At 55.4% G+C, this 15282-nt stretch carries 19 protein-coding genes and 1 tRNA gene; 13 read left to right on the top strand and 7 right to left on the bottom strand.

From position 1 onward, the window contains the following. Positions 1-20: 20 nt before the first annotated feature. The 3 genes from AAC620_RS06595 to AAC620_RS06585 are packed head-to-tail and all read left to right on the top strand — an operon-like array spanning position 21 to position 1644. Complete coding sequence (locus AAC620_RS06595; protein WP_340243686.1) at positions 21-413, top strand: PTS sugar transporter subunit IIA; 393 nt, start codon at positions 21-23, stop codon at positions 411-413. Further along, the gene (locus AAC620_RS06590) at positions 410-688 is read left to right on the top strand and encodes an HPr family phosphocarrier protein (protein ID WP_317657279.1); all 279 of its coding nucleotides are present in this window, start codon (positions 410-412) and stop codon (positions 686-688) included. The genes AAC620_RS06595 and AAC620_RS06590 overlap by 4 nt, the downstream gene beginning before the upstream one ends. Positions 689-726: 38 nt before the next feature. Continuing rightward, positions 727-1644 (top strand): lysophospholipid acyltransferase family protein, encoded by a 918-nt coding sequence (locus AAC620_RS06585; RefSeq protein ID WP_445322450.1) that lies wholly within the window; start codon positions 727-729, stop codon positions 1642-1644. Here AAC620_RS06585 and AAC620_RS06580 read toward each other — a convergent pair. Continuing rightward, a complete protein-coding gene (locus AAC620_RS06580; protein ID WP_340243683.1) occupies positions 1641-2516 on the bottom strand; it encodes a 3-hydroxybutyryl-CoA dehydrogenase in 876 nt (291 codons plus the stop codon). The two genes, AAC620_RS06585 and AAC620_RS06580, sit on opposite strands and share 4 nt — an antisense overlap. Positions 2517-2749: 233 nt before the next feature. Here AAC620_RS06580 and AAC620_RS06575 point away from each other — a divergent pair, with 233 nt between their 5' ends. Further along, positions 2750-3574, top strand: coding sequence for a DUF6473 family protein (locus tag AAC620_RS06575; RefSeq protein ID WP_340243681.1), 825 nt, complete (start codon positions 2750-2752; stop codon positions 3572-3574). 61 nt (positions 3575-3635) lie between these two features. Here AAC620_RS06575 and AAC620_RS06570 read toward each other — a convergent pair whose 3' ends face one another. The 5 genes from AAC620_RS06570 to AAC620_RS06550 all read right to left on the bottom strand — a co-directional run bounded on the left by AAC620_RS06570 (position 3636) and on the right by AAC620_RS06550 (position 7228). Further along, entirely contained in the window at positions 3636-4562 is a 927-nt protein-coding gene (locus tag AAC620_RS06570) for an electron transfer flavoprotein subunit alpha/FixB family protein (RefSeq protein ID WP_340243679.1), read from the bottom strand. Then, complete coding sequence (locus tag AAC620_RS06565; RefSeq protein ID WP_340243678.1) at positions 4562-5323, bottom strand: electron transfer flavoprotein subunit beta/FixA family protein; 762 nt, start codon at positions 5321-5323, stop codon at positions 4562-4564. The genes AAC620_RS06570 and AAC620_RS06565 overlap by 1 nt, the downstream gene beginning before the upstream one ends. Positions 5324-5491: 168 nt before the next feature. Further along, positions 5492-6073: a cob(I)yrinic acid a,c-diamide adenosyltransferase gene (locus tag AAC620_RS06560; protein WP_340243676.1), complete on the bottom strand. Its 582-nt coding sequence runs from the start codon at positions 6071-6073 to the stop codon at positions 5492-5494. A gap of 24 nt (positions 6074-6097) precedes the next feature. Continuing rightward, positions 6098-6295 carry a twin transmembrane helix small protein gene (locus AAC620_RS06555; RefSeq protein WP_317657285.1) on the bottom strand — a complete coding sequence of 66 codons (198 nt, stop codon included), beginning with the start codon at positions 6293-6295 and terminating at the stop codon, positions 6098-6100. 105 nt (positions 6296-6400) lie between these two features. Beyond that, positions 6401-7228, bottom strand: a complete 828-nt coding sequence (locus AAC620_RS06550) for an SDR family NAD(P)-dependent oxidoreductase (protein ID WP_340243673.1) — start codon at positions 7226-7228, stop codon at positions 6401-6403. A 33-nt stretch (positions 7229-7261) separates the two neighbouring features. Between AAC620_RS06550 and AAC620_RS06545 the strand changes: the two genes are divergently transcribed. From AAC620_RS06545 to tuf, 4 genes are all read left to right on the top strand, one after another. Further along, positions 7262-7420, top strand: a complete 159-nt coding sequence (locus AAC620_RS06545; protein WP_340243671.1) for a hypothetical protein — start codon at positions 7262-7264, stop codon at positions 7418-7420. Continuing rightward, positions 7417-9720 (top strand): DNA topoisomerase IV subunit A, encoded by a 2304-nt coding sequence (locus AAC620_RS06540; RefSeq protein ID WP_340243669.1) that lies wholly within the window; start codon positions 7417-7419, stop codon positions 9718-9720. The genes AAC620_RS06545 and AAC620_RS06540 overlap by 4 nt, the downstream gene beginning before the upstream one ends. A 27-nt stretch (positions 9721-9747) precedes the next feature. Further along, on the top strand, positions 9748-10449 hold the full coding sequence (locus AAC620_RS06535; protein WP_340243667.1) for a hypothetical protein: 702 nt from the start codon (positions 9748-9750) through the stop codon (positions 10447-10449). Positions 10450-10576: 127 nt separating this feature from the next. After that, positions 10577-11752 (top strand): elongation factor Tu, encoded by a 1176-nt coding sequence (tuf, locus tag AAC620_RS06530; protein WP_340243653.1) that lies wholly within the window; start codon positions 10577-10579, stop codon positions 11750-11752. A gap of 57 nt (positions 11753-11809) precedes the next feature. Here tuf and AAC620_RS06525 read toward each other — a convergent pair whose 3' ends face one another. Further along, positions 11810-12520, bottom strand: a complete 711-nt coding sequence (locus AAC620_RS06525; protein ID WP_340243665.1) for a lysophospholipid acyltransferase family protein — start codon at positions 12518-12520, stop codon at positions 11810-11812. A 124-nt stretch (positions 12521-12644) separates the two neighbouring features. On the opposite strand from AAC620_RS06525, the gene AAC620_RS06520 reads away from it, so the two are divergent. The 5 genes from AAC620_RS06520 (at position 12645) to rplA (ending at position 15046) form a co-directional block, all read left to right on the top strand. Further along, positions 12645-12720 (top strand) — tRNA-Trp (locus AAC620_RS06520). Between the two features lie 103 nt (positions 12721-12823). Then, on the top strand, positions 12824-13015 hold the full coding sequence (gene secE, locus AAC620_RS06515; RefSeq protein WP_317657489.1) for a preprotein translocase subunit SecE: 192 nt from the start codon (positions 12824-12826) through the stop codon (positions 13013-13015). Positions 13016-13206: 191 nt separating this feature from the next. Further along, entirely contained in the window at positions 13207-13740 is a 534-nt protein-coding gene (gene nusG / locus AAC620_RS06510) for a transcription termination/antitermination protein NusG (protein ID WP_317657488.1), read from the top strand. A gap of 151 nt (positions 13741-13891) precedes the next feature. Next, entirely contained in the window at positions 13892-14344 is a 453-nt protein-coding gene (rplK, locus tag AAC620_RS06505; protein ID WP_317657487.1) for a 50S ribosomal protein L11, read from the top strand. Between the two features lie 3 nt (positions 14345-14347). After that, the gene (gene rplA, locus AAC620_RS06500; RefSeq protein WP_317657486.1) at positions 14348-15046 is read left to right on the top strand and encodes a 50S ribosomal protein L1; all 699 of its coding nucleotides are present in this window, start codon (positions 14348-14350) and stop codon (positions 15044-15046) included. Positions 15047-15282 lie beyond the last annotated feature (236 nt).

Here is a 15282-nt window from a genome sequence, read left to right as displayed (position 1 = left end):
AATACAATAGGGTCTTGCGGGTGATAGGGATTGTTATCGTTGCACATGGTGGATTGGCCCGCGAATTGTTGGCCGCGACTGAACATGTGGTGGGGCCTATTCACGCGGCCCGCGCGATCCCCATCGGCCCCGAAGATGATCGTGCCACCTGCCAACGTGATATTTCTGCCGCCGCAGATGCCGTTGATACTGGCTATGGCGTGGTTGTGGTCACCGATATGTATGGTGGTTCACCCTCGAACTTATCCTTGCCTGCGTGCCGCAGTGCCAACCGCAAAATTCTGACCGGTGTTAATCTGCCGATGCTGATCAAATTGGCCAAATCGCGCCATTTGCCCTTGGATCAAGCGGTGGCGCGCGCCACCGAGGCGGGGCGGCGCTATATCAACAGCTTTGATGGAACCCCTGAATGACCGAGACGGTACGCTGCGTTCTGAAAATCGTGAATGAAAAAGGCCTACACGCGCGGGCCTCTGCGAAATTTGTCGAAACAGTCGAAAAATTCGATGCCGAAGCGACAGTGAGCAAAGATGGCATTTCTGCTTCGGGCGACTCGATTATGGGCCTTTTGATGCTTGCTGCCTCGATTGGCACTGAAATTGAGGTTGAAACAACTGGCACTCAAGCGCAATCTCTGGCAGAGGCGCTGACGGAGCTTGTCGCAGATAAATTTGGCGAAGGCCGTTAAGGCCCGTTTGCGACCGGCGGCTGGAGGGGACAGATCGCGTGACTGAGACGACAGAAGCAAAATCTGGCGCAGCGCCTGTTGTGGCGGCCGAAGCGCCGCAAGGCCCCGTCTATGATCGGCGCAGCCTGACCTACTCCAACACATTCGAAAGCCCCGTCACACGCACGATTGTTCGGGCGATAGAATGGATGACGGGCAAGATCACGATCATCCGCCGCGTGCGTGCATTTGAAAAACTTGGTGCCCCGAAAGGGCAGGAGTTTTGGCCTGCTACGATGAAGGTCATGGGCATTGATTTGCTGACCCCAGAGGCACAGCTTGACCGTATTCCCGCAACAGGGCCCGTGGTGTTGGTGGCCAATCATCCGCATGGTTTGGTGGATGGCATGATCTTGGCCGATCTTATCGGGCGCAAAAGGCCAGATTACCGCATTTTGACCCGCGCCCTGTTGACTGGGATTGATGAAAGCGCGGCACAATACATGATCCCCGTGCCGTTTCCCCATGAATCCGAGGCCCAGCGCAAAATGGTTGAAATGCGCGACAAAGCGATGAGCCATCTCAAGGCGGGCGGTTTGATTGCGCTTTTCCCATCAGGGGTGGTCGCCGCCGCAAAAACCGCCTTCGGCCCTGCGGTTGAGGCGGAATGGAATGTGTTTACCGCAAAGATGATCCGCACATCGGGGGCAACAATTTTGCCGCTCAATTTCCCTGGATCAAATTCGCGGTGGTATCAAATTGCCAATCGGATTTCGCCCATTTTGCGGCAGGGTCTTTTGCTGCATGAGGTGGCCCATGCGTTTGATAAACCGCAGGCCCCTGTAATCGGGCACCCGATCCTACCAGAAGACTGGAAGGAGGCCAGCGCCTCCCCGCGTCAATTTATGGCCGATTTGCGGGCGCATGTGTTGTCTTTGAAAGACAACCCTGACGCGCGATTTATGTCTAGGCCCTAGCGGGTGGGCACGGGCACTTCGCCCCGATAATCGTAAAAGCCACGCTCGGTCTTGCGTCCCAGCCACCCTGCCTCGACATATTTGGTCAAAAGCGGGCAAGGCCGATATTTCGTATCGGCCAATCCATCATGTAAGACATTCATAATGGCAAGGCAGGTGTCCAAACCGATGAAATCCGCCAATTCAAGCGGCCCCATTGGATGATTGGCGCCAAGCTTCATCGACTCGTCAATTGATTGCACGCTGCCGACACCTTCATAGAGGGTATAAACCGCCTCGTTGATCATCGGCATCAGGATGCGATTAACGATGAACGCAGGAAAATCTTCTGCTGTGGCCGATGTTTTCCCAAGGCGATCCACGACCGCCTTACAGGCCGTAAAGGTTTCGTCATCTGTTGCGATGCCGCGGATCAGTTCAACCAACTGCATCACGGGCACAGGGTTCATAAAGTGGAACCCCATAAATTTCTCAGGCCGATCCGTACGACTGGCCAAGCGCGTGATGGAGATAGAGGAGGTGTTGGATGTCAAAATCGTATGCGGCTGCAAATGTGGAAGCAGATCTTCGAAGATGGCTTGCTTCACAGTTTCGCGTTCGGTCGCGGCCTCGATGACGAGATCAGTTTTGCCCAAGTCAGAGAGGTGCAATGTCGTATGGATGCGCGCCAAGGCACTTGCCTTATCTGCGGCCGAGATTTTCTCGCGGCTCACTTGGCGCTCAAGGTTGCGGTCAATCAGCGCTACGCCCTTGTCCAACTGATCTTGGCTGACATCGTTCAGCCAGATTTCATAACCTGCCAAGGCGCAGACATGCGCGATGCCATTGCCCATCTGGCCTGCGCCTACGATGCCGATTTTGCTGATTTCCATCGCTGAACCTTTGTCTTGAAAACGCGTGGTCTTTGCACGCCGCACCATAAAAGGCGAAGCCCCAAAGACACAAGCCGTAACCGCGCAAAAGCGGTGCAGCAGTTGAGAATGCAAAGCTGCAGGATCATTCAAAAATCAACATAAAATCTCGTAAAATCTGATGGTTAGGGAATTCGTAAGAGGCTTTGGCCATTCTTTCTCTTGGGTGAGACGAATCAAGGTGGGAGCAGGCAATGAGCTTTGCCTTCAAGGGGCATGGCCCCCTCGATTATAAACTTGTGACCTATGAGGGGTCACAGATGCGGTTTCGTGGGCCGCAAATTGATCTAACCAAGCCGTTTTTGCTGTGTTTGGGCGGCTCTGAGACATTCGGCAAATTCGTGCCGCAGCCCTATCCTGACCGCTTGTCGGCGATGTTGGGGCGCCCCGTGGCGAATATGGCCGCAATGAATGCGGGGTTGGAATTGGCGCTTGGCGATGGAGCTATCGCCGATGCGATGAGTAGGGCCGAGGCGATTGTGTTGCAAATTACAGGTGCGCATCACCTGACCAACCGCTTTTATCAGGTGCATCCACGCCGCAATGATAGGTTCCTGCAACCCTCTGACATATTGCGGGTAATCTATCGCGAGGTTGATTTCACGGATTTCCACTTCTCGCGCCATATGTTGGAACATCTTTTAACCTATTCCGAAGATCGGTTTCAGATCGTTGTTGATGAATTAAAGATGGCTTGGATGGCGCGTATGCGCAGCCTTTTGAACCGCGCCATTTGCCCAGTTCACTTGCTATGGATCGGGCACCGCCCGCCTGCGGAAACGGGCTATTGTCGTGAGTTGGGGTCAGACCCGCTATTTGTCACCAAAGGAATGTTGGAAGAAATAGCCGCCCAAGCGGCCTCATTGACGATCTGCGTGACAACGCGTGAGGAGCAACAAAAACCAACGCGGGGTATGTTCTTTGGATTGGGAGAAGAGAAAATAGCGCGCGCTTTGCTTGGGCCTGATATCCATGTCCGCGCGGCGCGTAACCTCTCAGAGAAAATCCTCAAGCTTTAGAAAAAACAAAACCCGCGCCACCAATTCGGGGCGCGGGTCTTTAGAGCCAAGTTTGATTGGATCAGAGCTTGCCTGTCAATTCAGGCACGACATCAAACAAATCCCCAACCAGTCCGTAATCCGCCACTTGGAAGATGGGGGCTTCTTCGTCTTTGTTGATTGCCACAATCACCTTGCTGTCTTTCATACCCGCAAGGTGCTGAATGGCACCTGAGATACCAACGGCGACATAGAGATCCGGCGCGACAACCTTACCCGTCTGGCCCACCTGCCAATCATTGGGGGCGTAGCCAGAATCGACAGCAGCACGGCTTGCGCCAACCGCAGCGCCCAGCTTGTCGGCCAGTCCTTCAATGAGGGCGAATTGTTCTTGGCTGCCAACCCCGCGACCGCCCGAAACAACGATCCCTGCAGAGGTCAGTTCGGGACGATCCGAAGCAGCCACCTTATCCTCAACCCATTGGGACAGGCCTGTTGTGGCGGCGGTGCCAAGGGCCTCAACAGGGGCCGAGTTGCCAGTGGCGGCGGCATCGAACCCTGCGGTGCGGATGGTCATGACCTTCACGCTATCGTTTGATTTTACCGTTTGGATGGCGTTGCCCGCGTAAATGGGGCGCTCGAACGTGTCGGCATCCACAACGCCCACAACTTCGGAAATGATCATCACATCCAGCAAAGCGGCCACACGGGGCAGCACGTTTTTTGCGTCCGAGGTCGCCGCAGCAGCAATATGGCTATAGCCGCCCGCCATCGATACGATCAAATCGGCAACGGGTTCGGCCAATATGTGGCAAAAGCCGTGATCGCCCGCAAAGATTACCTTGGATGCGCCTGCAAGGGTCGCGGCCTCTGCAGCAGCGGCATCGCCACCTTCGCCTGCAACCAGAATATGAACATCGCCCAAGCCAGATACGGCTGTTAGGGCCTTGGACACCTGATCAACGGCAAGCTGACCGTTGGTGACATCTGCAAGAAGAAGAACCGCCATCAGATTACCCCCGCTTCGTCTTTAAGTTTCGAGATAAGCTCTTCAACCGAAGCCACCTTGATGCCCGCTTTGCGGGTTTCTGGCTCGGTCGTTTTGATCACTGTCAAACGCGGGGTCACATCCACGCCGTAATCTGCCGCCGTTTTTTCATCGAGGGGCTTTTTCTTCGCCTTCATGATGTTTGGCAGTGACGCGTAACGCGGCTCGTTCAAGCGCAGGTCAACTGTGACGATTGCGGGCATTTTGACCTTAATTGTCTGCAAGCCGCCATCAACCTCGCGGGTCACAGTGGCGCTGTCGCCCTCGACCTCAAGGGCAGAGGCGAAGGTGGCTTGGCTCCATCCCAGAAGGGCGGCAAGCATCTGACCGGTTGCGTTCATGTCATTGTCGATGGCCTGCTTGCCTGCAATCACAAGGCTTGGGCCCTCGTCCGCAATCACAGCTTTCAGGATTTTGGCAACGGCCAGAGGCTCGATATCCTGATGCACATCATCGGCGGCTTCTACAAGGATCGCGCGATCTGCCCCCATGGCCAAAGCGGTGCGCAATGTGTCTTGCGCCTGTTTGACGCCGATGGACACAACCACCACTTCCTCAGCCTTGCCCGCTTCTTTCAGGCGGATTGCCTGTTCCACGGCAATCTCGTCAAACGGGTTCATCGACATTTTCACATTGGCGAGATCAACACCCGAGCCATCCGCTTTGACACGAACTTTTACGTTATAGTCGATCACGCGCTTGACCGGCACCAGAATTTTCATCCGCACGTTCTCCAGTTAAAGCATTTCGATCACGCGCCGCGGCGCGATTATTCAGACGCTGTTGTAATCGCTGATTCCCTGCGGCAACAGACCAAAAGCGGCATCTGAGACGCTCTAACGCGGCGCTGCTCTCGAGAAAACTAATTTTAAAGGCTTGTTTGCGGTAACCTACTCAGCCTCGCGATTGGCGCCTGGTGTCCACAAAATATCGGCTTTGCCACCCTCATTGGCCACGCGACCCGCAACGAAGAACCAATCAGAGAGGCGGTTTAGATATTTCACCGCCATAGGGTTGACCGATTCCATCGTTGCCAATTCCACGCAATTGCGCTCGGCGCGGCGGCAGACGGTGCGACACATGTGCAGATGTGCCGACAAGGCGGTGCCACCTGGCAAAATGAAACTGCGCAGAGGCTCCAAATCGGCGTTCATCTTGTCGATTTCTTTTTCCAAACGCGTCACTTGCGCCTCAACAATGCGTAGGGCGGGATAGGGGCGTTCGGCGTCTTTCTCGATATTAGGGGTGCAAAGATCAGCCCCTAGGTCGAAAAGATCGTTCTGGATGCGGGCAAGATGCGCACTCATCTCGTCACTGGCTTCAAGCCGCGCGATGCCCAAGGTCGCGTTTAACTCGTCCACCGTTCCATATGCTGTGACGCGCATGGAATGTTTCGCCACGCGGCTGCCATCACCCAAGGCGGTTTCACCGTCATCACCTGTTTTTGTGTAAATTTTGTTCAAAACGACCATGGGTCTGCTCCCTTAATTGGCTGCCTAGCCGCGCAAAATGACAAAAAGAACGATCAAAATCACCGCCACAAATTGTGCGATGATACGGGCTTGCATGAATTTATTGGATTGCTTCGCGCTTTCGGCGGTGCCTTTGCGGAAGGAATTAATGCCAAGAAACAAGATCGCCACAACGACCAGACAGGCCAAGGCGACAACAATAAAAAGCGGGTCGTTGATCATTTGGGTTTCCCTTCGGTCGTGGCGGTCTGTGATAGGCCACAGCTAGGGCGTTTTTCACAGAGGCGAATTATTTTTGCTAGAGGGCAAGGGACGGATGCGGCAATCTCACCCTTTTGCGATCAGCCAATCAAGGGCGCGGGTCGGTAACACCCGTTTAGCGGTCGACATGAAATAGCTTGGCGTTGTGATGTAATAGCGCGGCTTGGGGCGTGATGCCTCAAGCGCATGAACAAGCTTCTTCAGAACCGCCTCGGGGGGCAGTTCAAACGGGTCAGGCCCACGCTCCTCATAAAGGCGTTTCAACAAGCCGTTGCGATATTGATCCGCGCGTGCAGAATTTTCCCAATCAATCCATTTTTCGAAAAGCGGAATAGAATTCTGTCGGATTTTCGAGGTGACGGGCCCCGTGTTCAATGTGCTGATGCTGATATTTGTATCCCGCATCTCAAGGCGCAGCGTGTCGGTCAGCCCTTCAAGCGCGAATTTGGTCGACACATAGGCCGCGCGCCATTTCAAGGTCACAAGCCCTAAGATAGACGAATGTTGCACGATGCGGCCATGCCCCTGTGCGCGCATCACAGGGATCACGCGGCGCGTCAGATCATGAACGCCAAAGACATTGGTTTCGAAAATCTCGGCCAAAGCGCCGCGCGGCAAATCTTCGACTGCACCGGGGATGCCAAAGGCCCCGTTTGAGAAGAGCGCATCAAGGGTGCCGCCCGTCATCTCAAGGCAGTTTGCAAGCCCTGTCTCCACAGATGCAGGGTCGGCGTAATCCAATTGCACGGCCTCGAACCCATCGGCGCGCAGCGCCGCAACATCCGCCGCTTTGCGAGCGCTTGCGATCACCCGCCAACCGCGTGCCCGCAACCCACGCGCGCAGCACGCCCCAATGCCTGACGAACAGCCTGTTATCAGAATAGATTTTGTCATGGTCTTTGCCTTTGCCCTGTCGCAGCCTTTGCTATGTGTGACGCACAAAATGCGCAATCACGGATCACTGCGGCGGCCTGCTATTCTGGCGATCTGGGGCAAAAAACCGCGCAGGCGAGGAATAATTTATCGCAATGGGCGCACGGGGCGCTTGTTTGGTCGGGGCAATTTGCCTATCAGGTTGTGCAATGAGCGAGCAGAATGACAGTTTTGACGAGAAGCGGGAAGTTGAACCGCTCAGCCGTGCCATTGGCACGCGCTATCTGCAATATGCGCTGTCCACCATCATGCATCGCGCCCTGCCTGATGCGCGTGATGGCCTGAAACCCGTTCATCGCCGCATCCTGTTTGCAATGCGCGAGTTGCGTTTGGCCTCGAACGGGGGCTTCCGTAAATCTGCGAAAATCTCGGGCGATGTGATGGGGAATTACCACCCACATGGCGATGCCGCGATTTATGACGCAATGGCGCGCTTGGCCCAAGATTTTAACCTGCGCTATCCACTGGTTGATGGTCAGGGAAATTTTGGAAATATTGATGGCGATAACCCCGCGGCAAGCCGATATACTGAGGCGCGCATGACCGCGATGGCCGAGGCGCTGCTTGAAGGGTTGGATGAAAACGCCGTTGATTTCCGCCCCAATTACGATGGCACCTTGACGGAACCCGAGGTTCTGCCCGCAGCCTTCCCCAATCTTTTGGCCAACGGGGCGAGCGGGATTGCGGTGGGCATGGCCACAAACATTCCTCCGCATAATTTGGACGAGCTTATCGCCGCATGTTTGCATTTGATCAAAACCCCAGATGCCCGCGATGAAACACTTTTGAATTATATCCAAGGCCCCGATTTCCCCACAGGCGGCGTGATTGTCGAGCCGCGTGATAGTATCGCGGAAACATATCGCACGGGCCGTGGCGCGTTTCGCTTGCGTGCAAAATGGGAGGTCGAGGATCAAGGCCGCGGATCATGGGTGATCGTGGTTACAGAAATCCCGTTTCAGGTTCAAAAATCCAAGCTGATCGAAAAGCTAGCTGAACTGATCCAAACGAAAAAAGTGCCGATTTTGGCGGATCTTCGGGATGAATCGACGGAAGATATTCGCATCGTGCTTGAGCCGCGCTCGCGCAATGTAGACCCAGAAGTTTTGATGGGGATGCTGTTCCGCAATTCAGACCTTGAGACGCGGTTTTCGCTGAATATGAATGTGCTGATCGATGGGCGCGTGCCCAAAGTGTGCAGCCTTAAGGAAGTGCTGCGCGCCTTCCTCGACCATCGCCGCGATGTGTTGATCCGCCGTTCCGAGCATCGCATGGCAAAAATCGATCACCGCTTAGAGGTTCTTGAAGGCTTTCTGATCGCCTTCCTCAACCTTGACCGCGTGATTGATATTATCCGCTATGACCAAGACCCCAAAGCTGCATTGATGCGCGAAGATTGGTCACGCACATTCGTGCGCGCCACCTCCGAATTGGATTATCAGACCCCGCCCGAAGGCGAGGGTGAACTGACCGAAACGCAAACCGATGCCATTCTCAACATGCGTCTGCGCAGTCTGCGCCGACTGGAGGAGATGGAATTACAGCGCGAACGTGACGCGCTGATGGAGGAACGTGCGGGCCTAGAGGATTTGTTGGAAACCGAAAGCCTGCAATGGGCGCGGATTGCCGATGAATTGCGTGAATTCCGCAAGAAATGTGGCGCAAGTGCCGAAGGTGGCGCACGCCGCACCGCCTTTGCCGAAGCGGGCGAGATTGAAGATGTGCCGCTTGAGGCGATGATTGAGCGCGAACCGATTACGGTGGTGTGTTCAGCCATGGGATGGGTGCGGGCGGTCAAAGGCCATGTTGATCTTGGCACAGAGATGAAGTTCCGCGATGGCGATGCGGGCCGTTTCCTGTTCCATGCGGAAACAACCGATAAGTTGCTGGCTTTTGCCTCCAACGGACGTTTCTACACGATCCAAGCCTCAAACCTGCCTGGCGGGCGCGGCTTGGGCGAACCTTTGCGCCTGATGGTAGATTTGCCCAATGAGGCCGAGATTTTGGCGTTCTTCCCCTATCGTGAGGGGCAGAAATTGCTTTTGGCCTCCAGTGCGGGGGATGGGTTCCTCGTTGCTGAAGATGAGGTTTTGGCGCAGACGCGCACAGGGCGGCAAGTCTTGAACCTGCGCGAAGGTGTGCGCGCGGTTGTCTGCCATAGATTGGCGGCAGAGGATGATCACATCGCCGTTGTCGGTGAAAATCGCAAAGTGCTGATCTTCCCTCTTGACGAACTGCCCGAACTTGGGCGCGGTAAAGGTGTGCGGCTGCAAAAATACAAAGATGGCGGTTTGGTCGATGCGCGTGGCTTGCGTTTGGCCGATGGTCTAAGTTGGTCTGATCCTGCGGGGCGCACCCGCACGGAAACAGAACTTGCCGATTGGATTGGCAAACGGGCCACGGCAGGGCGCATGGCACCGCGCGGTTTCCCAAGGGATAACCGCTTTACATAACCGCTTTGACAACACTGGGGGTCTGTCATGCGATTTTTAACATTCTCAAGGCGCGGTGTTACGGCGGGAATGATATCCCTGCTGCTACTTGGTTGCGCAGCCCCCGATCCTTTGGGTCAGGCGCAAATCCCGATGGGGGATTTTGCCTTGGGGTTCAATATTGTTGTCGCTGATAATATGCAGCAAGTCCCCCCCTCACGCGATGCTACACCCGAAGAGTGGATTGCGGTGATCTCCTCAGAGATTGATCGCCGATTTGGGGCCTATGAGGGGGATAAGCTCTACCATATTGCGCTGAGTGTAGATGCCTATTCTCTGGCCCCTCCTGGTATTCCCGTCCTTCTCAGCCCAAAATCGGTTTTGGTGATTTCTGCCAATATTTGGGACGATGCGGCAGGGGTGAAATTGCATGAGGCACCCAACCAAATCACCATTTTTGAGGGCGCGTCACCCGATACGATATTTGGGTCGGGCTTCACCCGTGACCGCGAAGAACAGATGCAGATTTTGGCCCGCAACGCGGCCAAGCGTGTGCAGGCATGGATGCTTGAAAATCCGCAATGGTTTGGCATTGACCCCGATGCGGCAAATGCGGCGCTTGAGGGGTTAGATGTGCCCCCCGATCCTTTGGCTGAGGCGGATCTTACTGCCCTTGAGCTGCCCGAAATGGCCGTGGCAGAAACCAGTGCCACGCCAACTGTCACGCCCGTTCCACGTCCTACGCCCTAACCCAGTTTGCAACCATGGGCTGAATGGTCTGAATGTCGTCTTGATTTTTTGTCTCAAGCCTCGTAACGAGCGCGCGTGTTGAACTCGGGCACAGATTTTGCCCCCCAAAAAATGAGGCGCCAGGGCTATGGCAAAGGAAAAGTTTGAACGTAATAAGCCGCACGTGAACATTGGCACGATTGGTCACGTTGACCACGGCAAGACGACACTGACAGCGGCGATCACGAAGTATTTTGGTGATTTCAAGGCGTATGATCAGATTGACGGCGCCCCTGAAGAGAAGGCGCGCGGGATCACGATTTCGACTGCGCACGTTGAGTATGAGACAGATGCGCGTCACTACGCGCATGTGGACTGCCCTGGTCACGCTGACTATGTGAAGAACATGATCACCGGTGCGGCACAGATGGACGGCGCGATCTTGGTTGTGAACGCGGCGGATGGCCCTATGCCACAGACGCGCGAGCACATTTTGCTTGGTCGTCAGGTTGGTATCCCTGCGATGGTTGTTTACATGAACAAAGTCGATCAGGTTGATGACGAAGAGTTGTTGGAACTTGTTGAGATGGAAATCCGCGAGCTTCTGTCTTCTTACGACTTCCCTGGCGATGACATTCCTGTTGTTAAAGGGTCTGCTTTGGCGGCGATGGAAGGCCGTGACGCAGAGATTGGTGAGAACTCGATCCGCGCGTTGATGGAAGCTGTTGACAGCTACATCCCAACGCCTGCACGCGCAGTTGACCAGCCATTCTTGATGCCAATTGAAGACGTGTTCTCGATTTCTGGCCGCGGCACAGTTGTGACGGGCCGTGTTGAGCGTGGTGTGATCAATGTGGGTGACGAGATTGAGATCGTTGGTATCCGCGACACCTCCAAGACGACCTGCACAGGCGTTGAGATGTTCCGCAAGCTGCTTGACCGTGGTGAAGCGGGCGACAATATCGGCGCGCTTCTGCGTGGTGTTGACCGTGAGGGCGTTGAGCGTGGTCAGGTTCTCTGCAAGCCAGGTTCTGTGAAGCCACACACGAAGTTCGAAGCTGAGGCCTATATCCTCACGAAGGAAGAAGGTGGTCGTCACACCCCATTCTTCGCGAACTACCGTCCTCAGTTCTACTTCCGCACCACGGACGTTACCGGCACTGTGACCCTGCCTTCTGGCACGGAAATGGTTATGCCCGGCGACAACCTGAAGTTCGAAGTCGAGCTGATCGCCCCCATCGCGATGGAAGATGGTCTGCGCTTCGCCATCCGCGAAGGCGGCCGCACAGTCGGCGCAGGCGTGGTCTCCAAAATCATCGCTTAATCGCTAGCGATTTTCTAAACTCAAAGAAAGCCGCGCCTTCGGGGGCGGCTTTTTTCATTAAAGCTGTGCGGTATTGTGACCTACTTTGTGATCTGCTGCGAGCGCCTCGGCATCCATGAAGGATTGCAGTCTTTCGGCCAGTGCGGCGGTCTCGGCCTCCGAGAGCTTCGGGGGCACAGTCTCCTCCCAAACCCGCCAACGCAGATGCAGTTTGGTAAAGGGCAGCGGAAAGATCAGCCGATCCCATGTTGGCCAAATGAGATAATGTTTGGCTGAAAACGTAAAACTGACCACGGGCACTTGGGCGGAGCGCGCCCATTGGATCGGGGTTGATTTTGCGACCCGCGCAGGCCCGCGTGGCCCATCTGGCGAGACACCAATCGAGATGCCCTCGCGCAACCCTTTTAGGATGAGGCGCATTTCAGCGGCCCCAAGGATACCGCGCGGCATTGGCACGCTTTCATAGCCGAAATGGCGGTGGATATGGCCCACCAACCGCCCCGCCCGTGCATCAGACGTCAGGCTGCGACAGCGATATTTAGAAAGATCAAACATAAAGGGCGTCATCATCAGCCGTTGATGCCAACAAACGATGATCACAGCGCCATGGGTGGCCAATGCCGCCTCAACCTGTGACCAACCCTCTTCCTCGCGGCGCGAGGTTATGCGCACCAACCGCGCCCATGCCCCAAAAACCGCTGCAACCGCGCGATTTGCAAAGGCGGAATTTGCGATCCTTTTGCGTAGGGCTGTGGCGGTCTTGGTCATAGCTAGGTTCCTTCGCGCAAACTGTCCCGCCGTGCAAGCGCCAAGCGGAAGATAAACCATGGAAATCTGCGCAGCCTTCCTCTTGCATTGGGGGCCAAGCCCCGCTATCAGCATGCACGGCCTTAGGGGTATAGCTCAGTTGGTAGAGCAACGGATTCCAAATCCGTAGGCCGCGGGTTCGAATCCTGCTGCCCCTGCCACTTTCCCGATTATCAACCTTGGACTGCACATAGCGCGCTTCGCGGCTTGCATCATCGGGCGCGCTTGCCTATATCAGCCCACAATCGAAAAAGGTAAAAGACCATGGCCAACCCGATCCAATTTGTTCAACAAACCCGCGCCGAGATCGCCAAGATCGTTTGGCCGACCCGCCGCGAGCTTGTGACCACCACCGCGATGGTATTCGCGATGGCGGTTTTGGCGGCGTTGTTCTTTTTCATGGTCGATTGGCTGATCCGCCAAGGTTTGGAATTGCTGCTGACGGCGGTAGGCTAAGACCCTTGAACCCTTGATTTTCCCTATTTCGGGGGGTAGGGGGACGGAGAATATTTCCCGGCGGCGTGTATCGATTCGAGATACACGCTGATTTTTTGTTTCGGGACGGCACGCGCGGCATGATGCCAAGCTGTTGGACACTAAAATAACTGGCGCGCGGTCGCGCCTTATGTCGAGGATGGAAGAAGCGGATGGCGAAACGGTGGTATTCGGTGAGCGTGCTGTCAAATTTTGAGAAGCGCATCGCCGAGCAGATCAGAAACGCCGTGGCCGAAAAGGGCCTCGAGGATGAGATCGAAGAAGTTCTCGTTCCTGAAGAGGAAGTGATCGAGATTCGCCGTGGCAAGAAAGTCACCGTCCCGCGCCGCTTTATGCCTGGTTATGTTCTGGTGCGCATGGAATTGACCGACCGCGCCTATCATGCTGTGTCTTCGATCCCGCGCGTCACAGGGTTCCTTGGGCCGCAGGGCCGCCCCATGCCGATGCGCGATGATGAAGTGAACGCGATCCTAAACCGTGTCGAAGAGGGCGAGGCCAGCCCCCGCTCGACCATCACCTTTGATGTTGGTGAAAAGGTTAAGGTTAATGACGGGCCGTTTGAAGATTTCGATGGCATGGTCGAAGAAGTTGATGATGAGAACCAGCGCCTCAAGGTGACGGTCTCGATTTTCGGGCGCGCAACGCCCGTGGAATTGGAATTCACGCAGGTGTCGAAAACCGCCTGATGTGGGTGCGGCGCGCAGGCGCCGCTCATTCGTGGGAGGCAGGATCATGCGCGCATGATGTGCCGAACCACGCTAGCGACTGGGAGAGGGACGCGTCCCGATCCTGATAGGGTGCAGCCAAGCTGTGCCGATGAAAAAAAGGAGAGGCCAGATGGCCAAGAAACTTGCTGGAACGATGAAGCTGCAGATCCCTGCAGGTCAAGCTAACCCATCCCCACCTGTTGGCCCTGCATTGGGTCAGCGCGGGATTAACATCATGGAATTCTGCAAGGCGTTCAACGCCAAGACCGCAGATATGGAGCAAGGCGCCCCTTGCCCCACAGTGATCACCTATTACCAAGACAAATCTTTTGCGATGGAAATCAAGACGCCGCCTGCGTCTTATTACCTGAAAAAGGCCGCAGGTTTGAAATCTGTTGGCAAGCGCAACCGCCCACGCGGTGCCGAAAATCCTGGTCGTGAGACCATTGCAACTGTGACTGTTGCTCAGGTTCGTGAAATCGCTGAAGCCAAGATGAAAGACCTCAGTGCGAACGATGTTGAAGCGGCAATGAAAATCATCCTCGGCTCTGCAAAGTCGATGGGTATCGAGGTGAAAGGGTAAGTTATGGGCAAGATTGGTAAGCGCGTAACGGCAGCCCGTGCCGCCTTCGCAGGAAAAGAAGACATCACAATCGAAGAAGCCGTTGAGCTGATCAAAGCCAATGCTTCGGCAAAATTCGATGAATCGGTTGATATCTCGATGAACTTGGGCGTTGACCCTCGTCACGCTGACCAAATGGTGCGCGGCACAGTGACCTTGCCAAATGGCACAGGCAAATCTGTGCGTGTTGCGGTTTTCGCACGCGGCCCTAAGGCAGATGAAGCCAAGGCTGCAGGCGCGGATATCGTTGGCGCGGAAGACCTGATGGAAATCGTTCAGGGCGGCAAGATCGAGTTTGATCGCTGCATCGCAACCCCTGACATGATGCCAATCGTGGGCCGTTTGGGTAAGGTTCTTGGGCCTCGTAACCTGATGCCAAACCCAAAAATCGGCACTGTGACCATGGACGTTAAAGAGGCCGTAGAAGCGGCCAAAGGCGGTCAGGTTCAGTTCAAGGTCGAGAAGGCGGGCATCGTTCATTGTGCGGTTGGCAAAGCCAGCTTTGACGCAGCGAAACTGGCGGAAAATATCCGCGCCTTTGTTGACGCTGTATCGAAGTCCAAGCCAGCAGGCGCAAAAGGCACATATTTGAAGCGTATCACGCTCAGCTCCACCATGGGGCCTGGTGTGTCGGTTAGCGTTGAAAGCGCGACCAACGCGTAAACAGTTTTGGCCCTCTCTGTGCGAGGGGGCCGAAAGCCGCGGGGTTTGACCGCAACAACTCGGGTGGGGCAACTTTGGTCACAAAGTGGTGTTCCCTCTTGGGTTTCTTTGCGTTCTGTCGTATGGCCCCGTTTCGACCCGTGTCTGCGATTCGCTCGTGGGCGCGGTCACCTGTCCGAGACGGAGGGTGGGCGCATGCCCGTAAATCCTTCCTGAGATGGGAAACGAGTTTCGGA

It is taken from the genome of Roseobacter sp. HKCCA2468, assembly GCF_037805105.1.
Classification (GTDB): domain Bacteria; phylum Pseudomonadota; class Alphaproteobacteria; order Rhodobacterales; family Rhodobacteraceae; genus M30B80.
The sequence above is the reverse complement of the archived record's forward strand: the minus strand, read 5'-3'. Positions and strand labels throughout refer to the sequence as shown.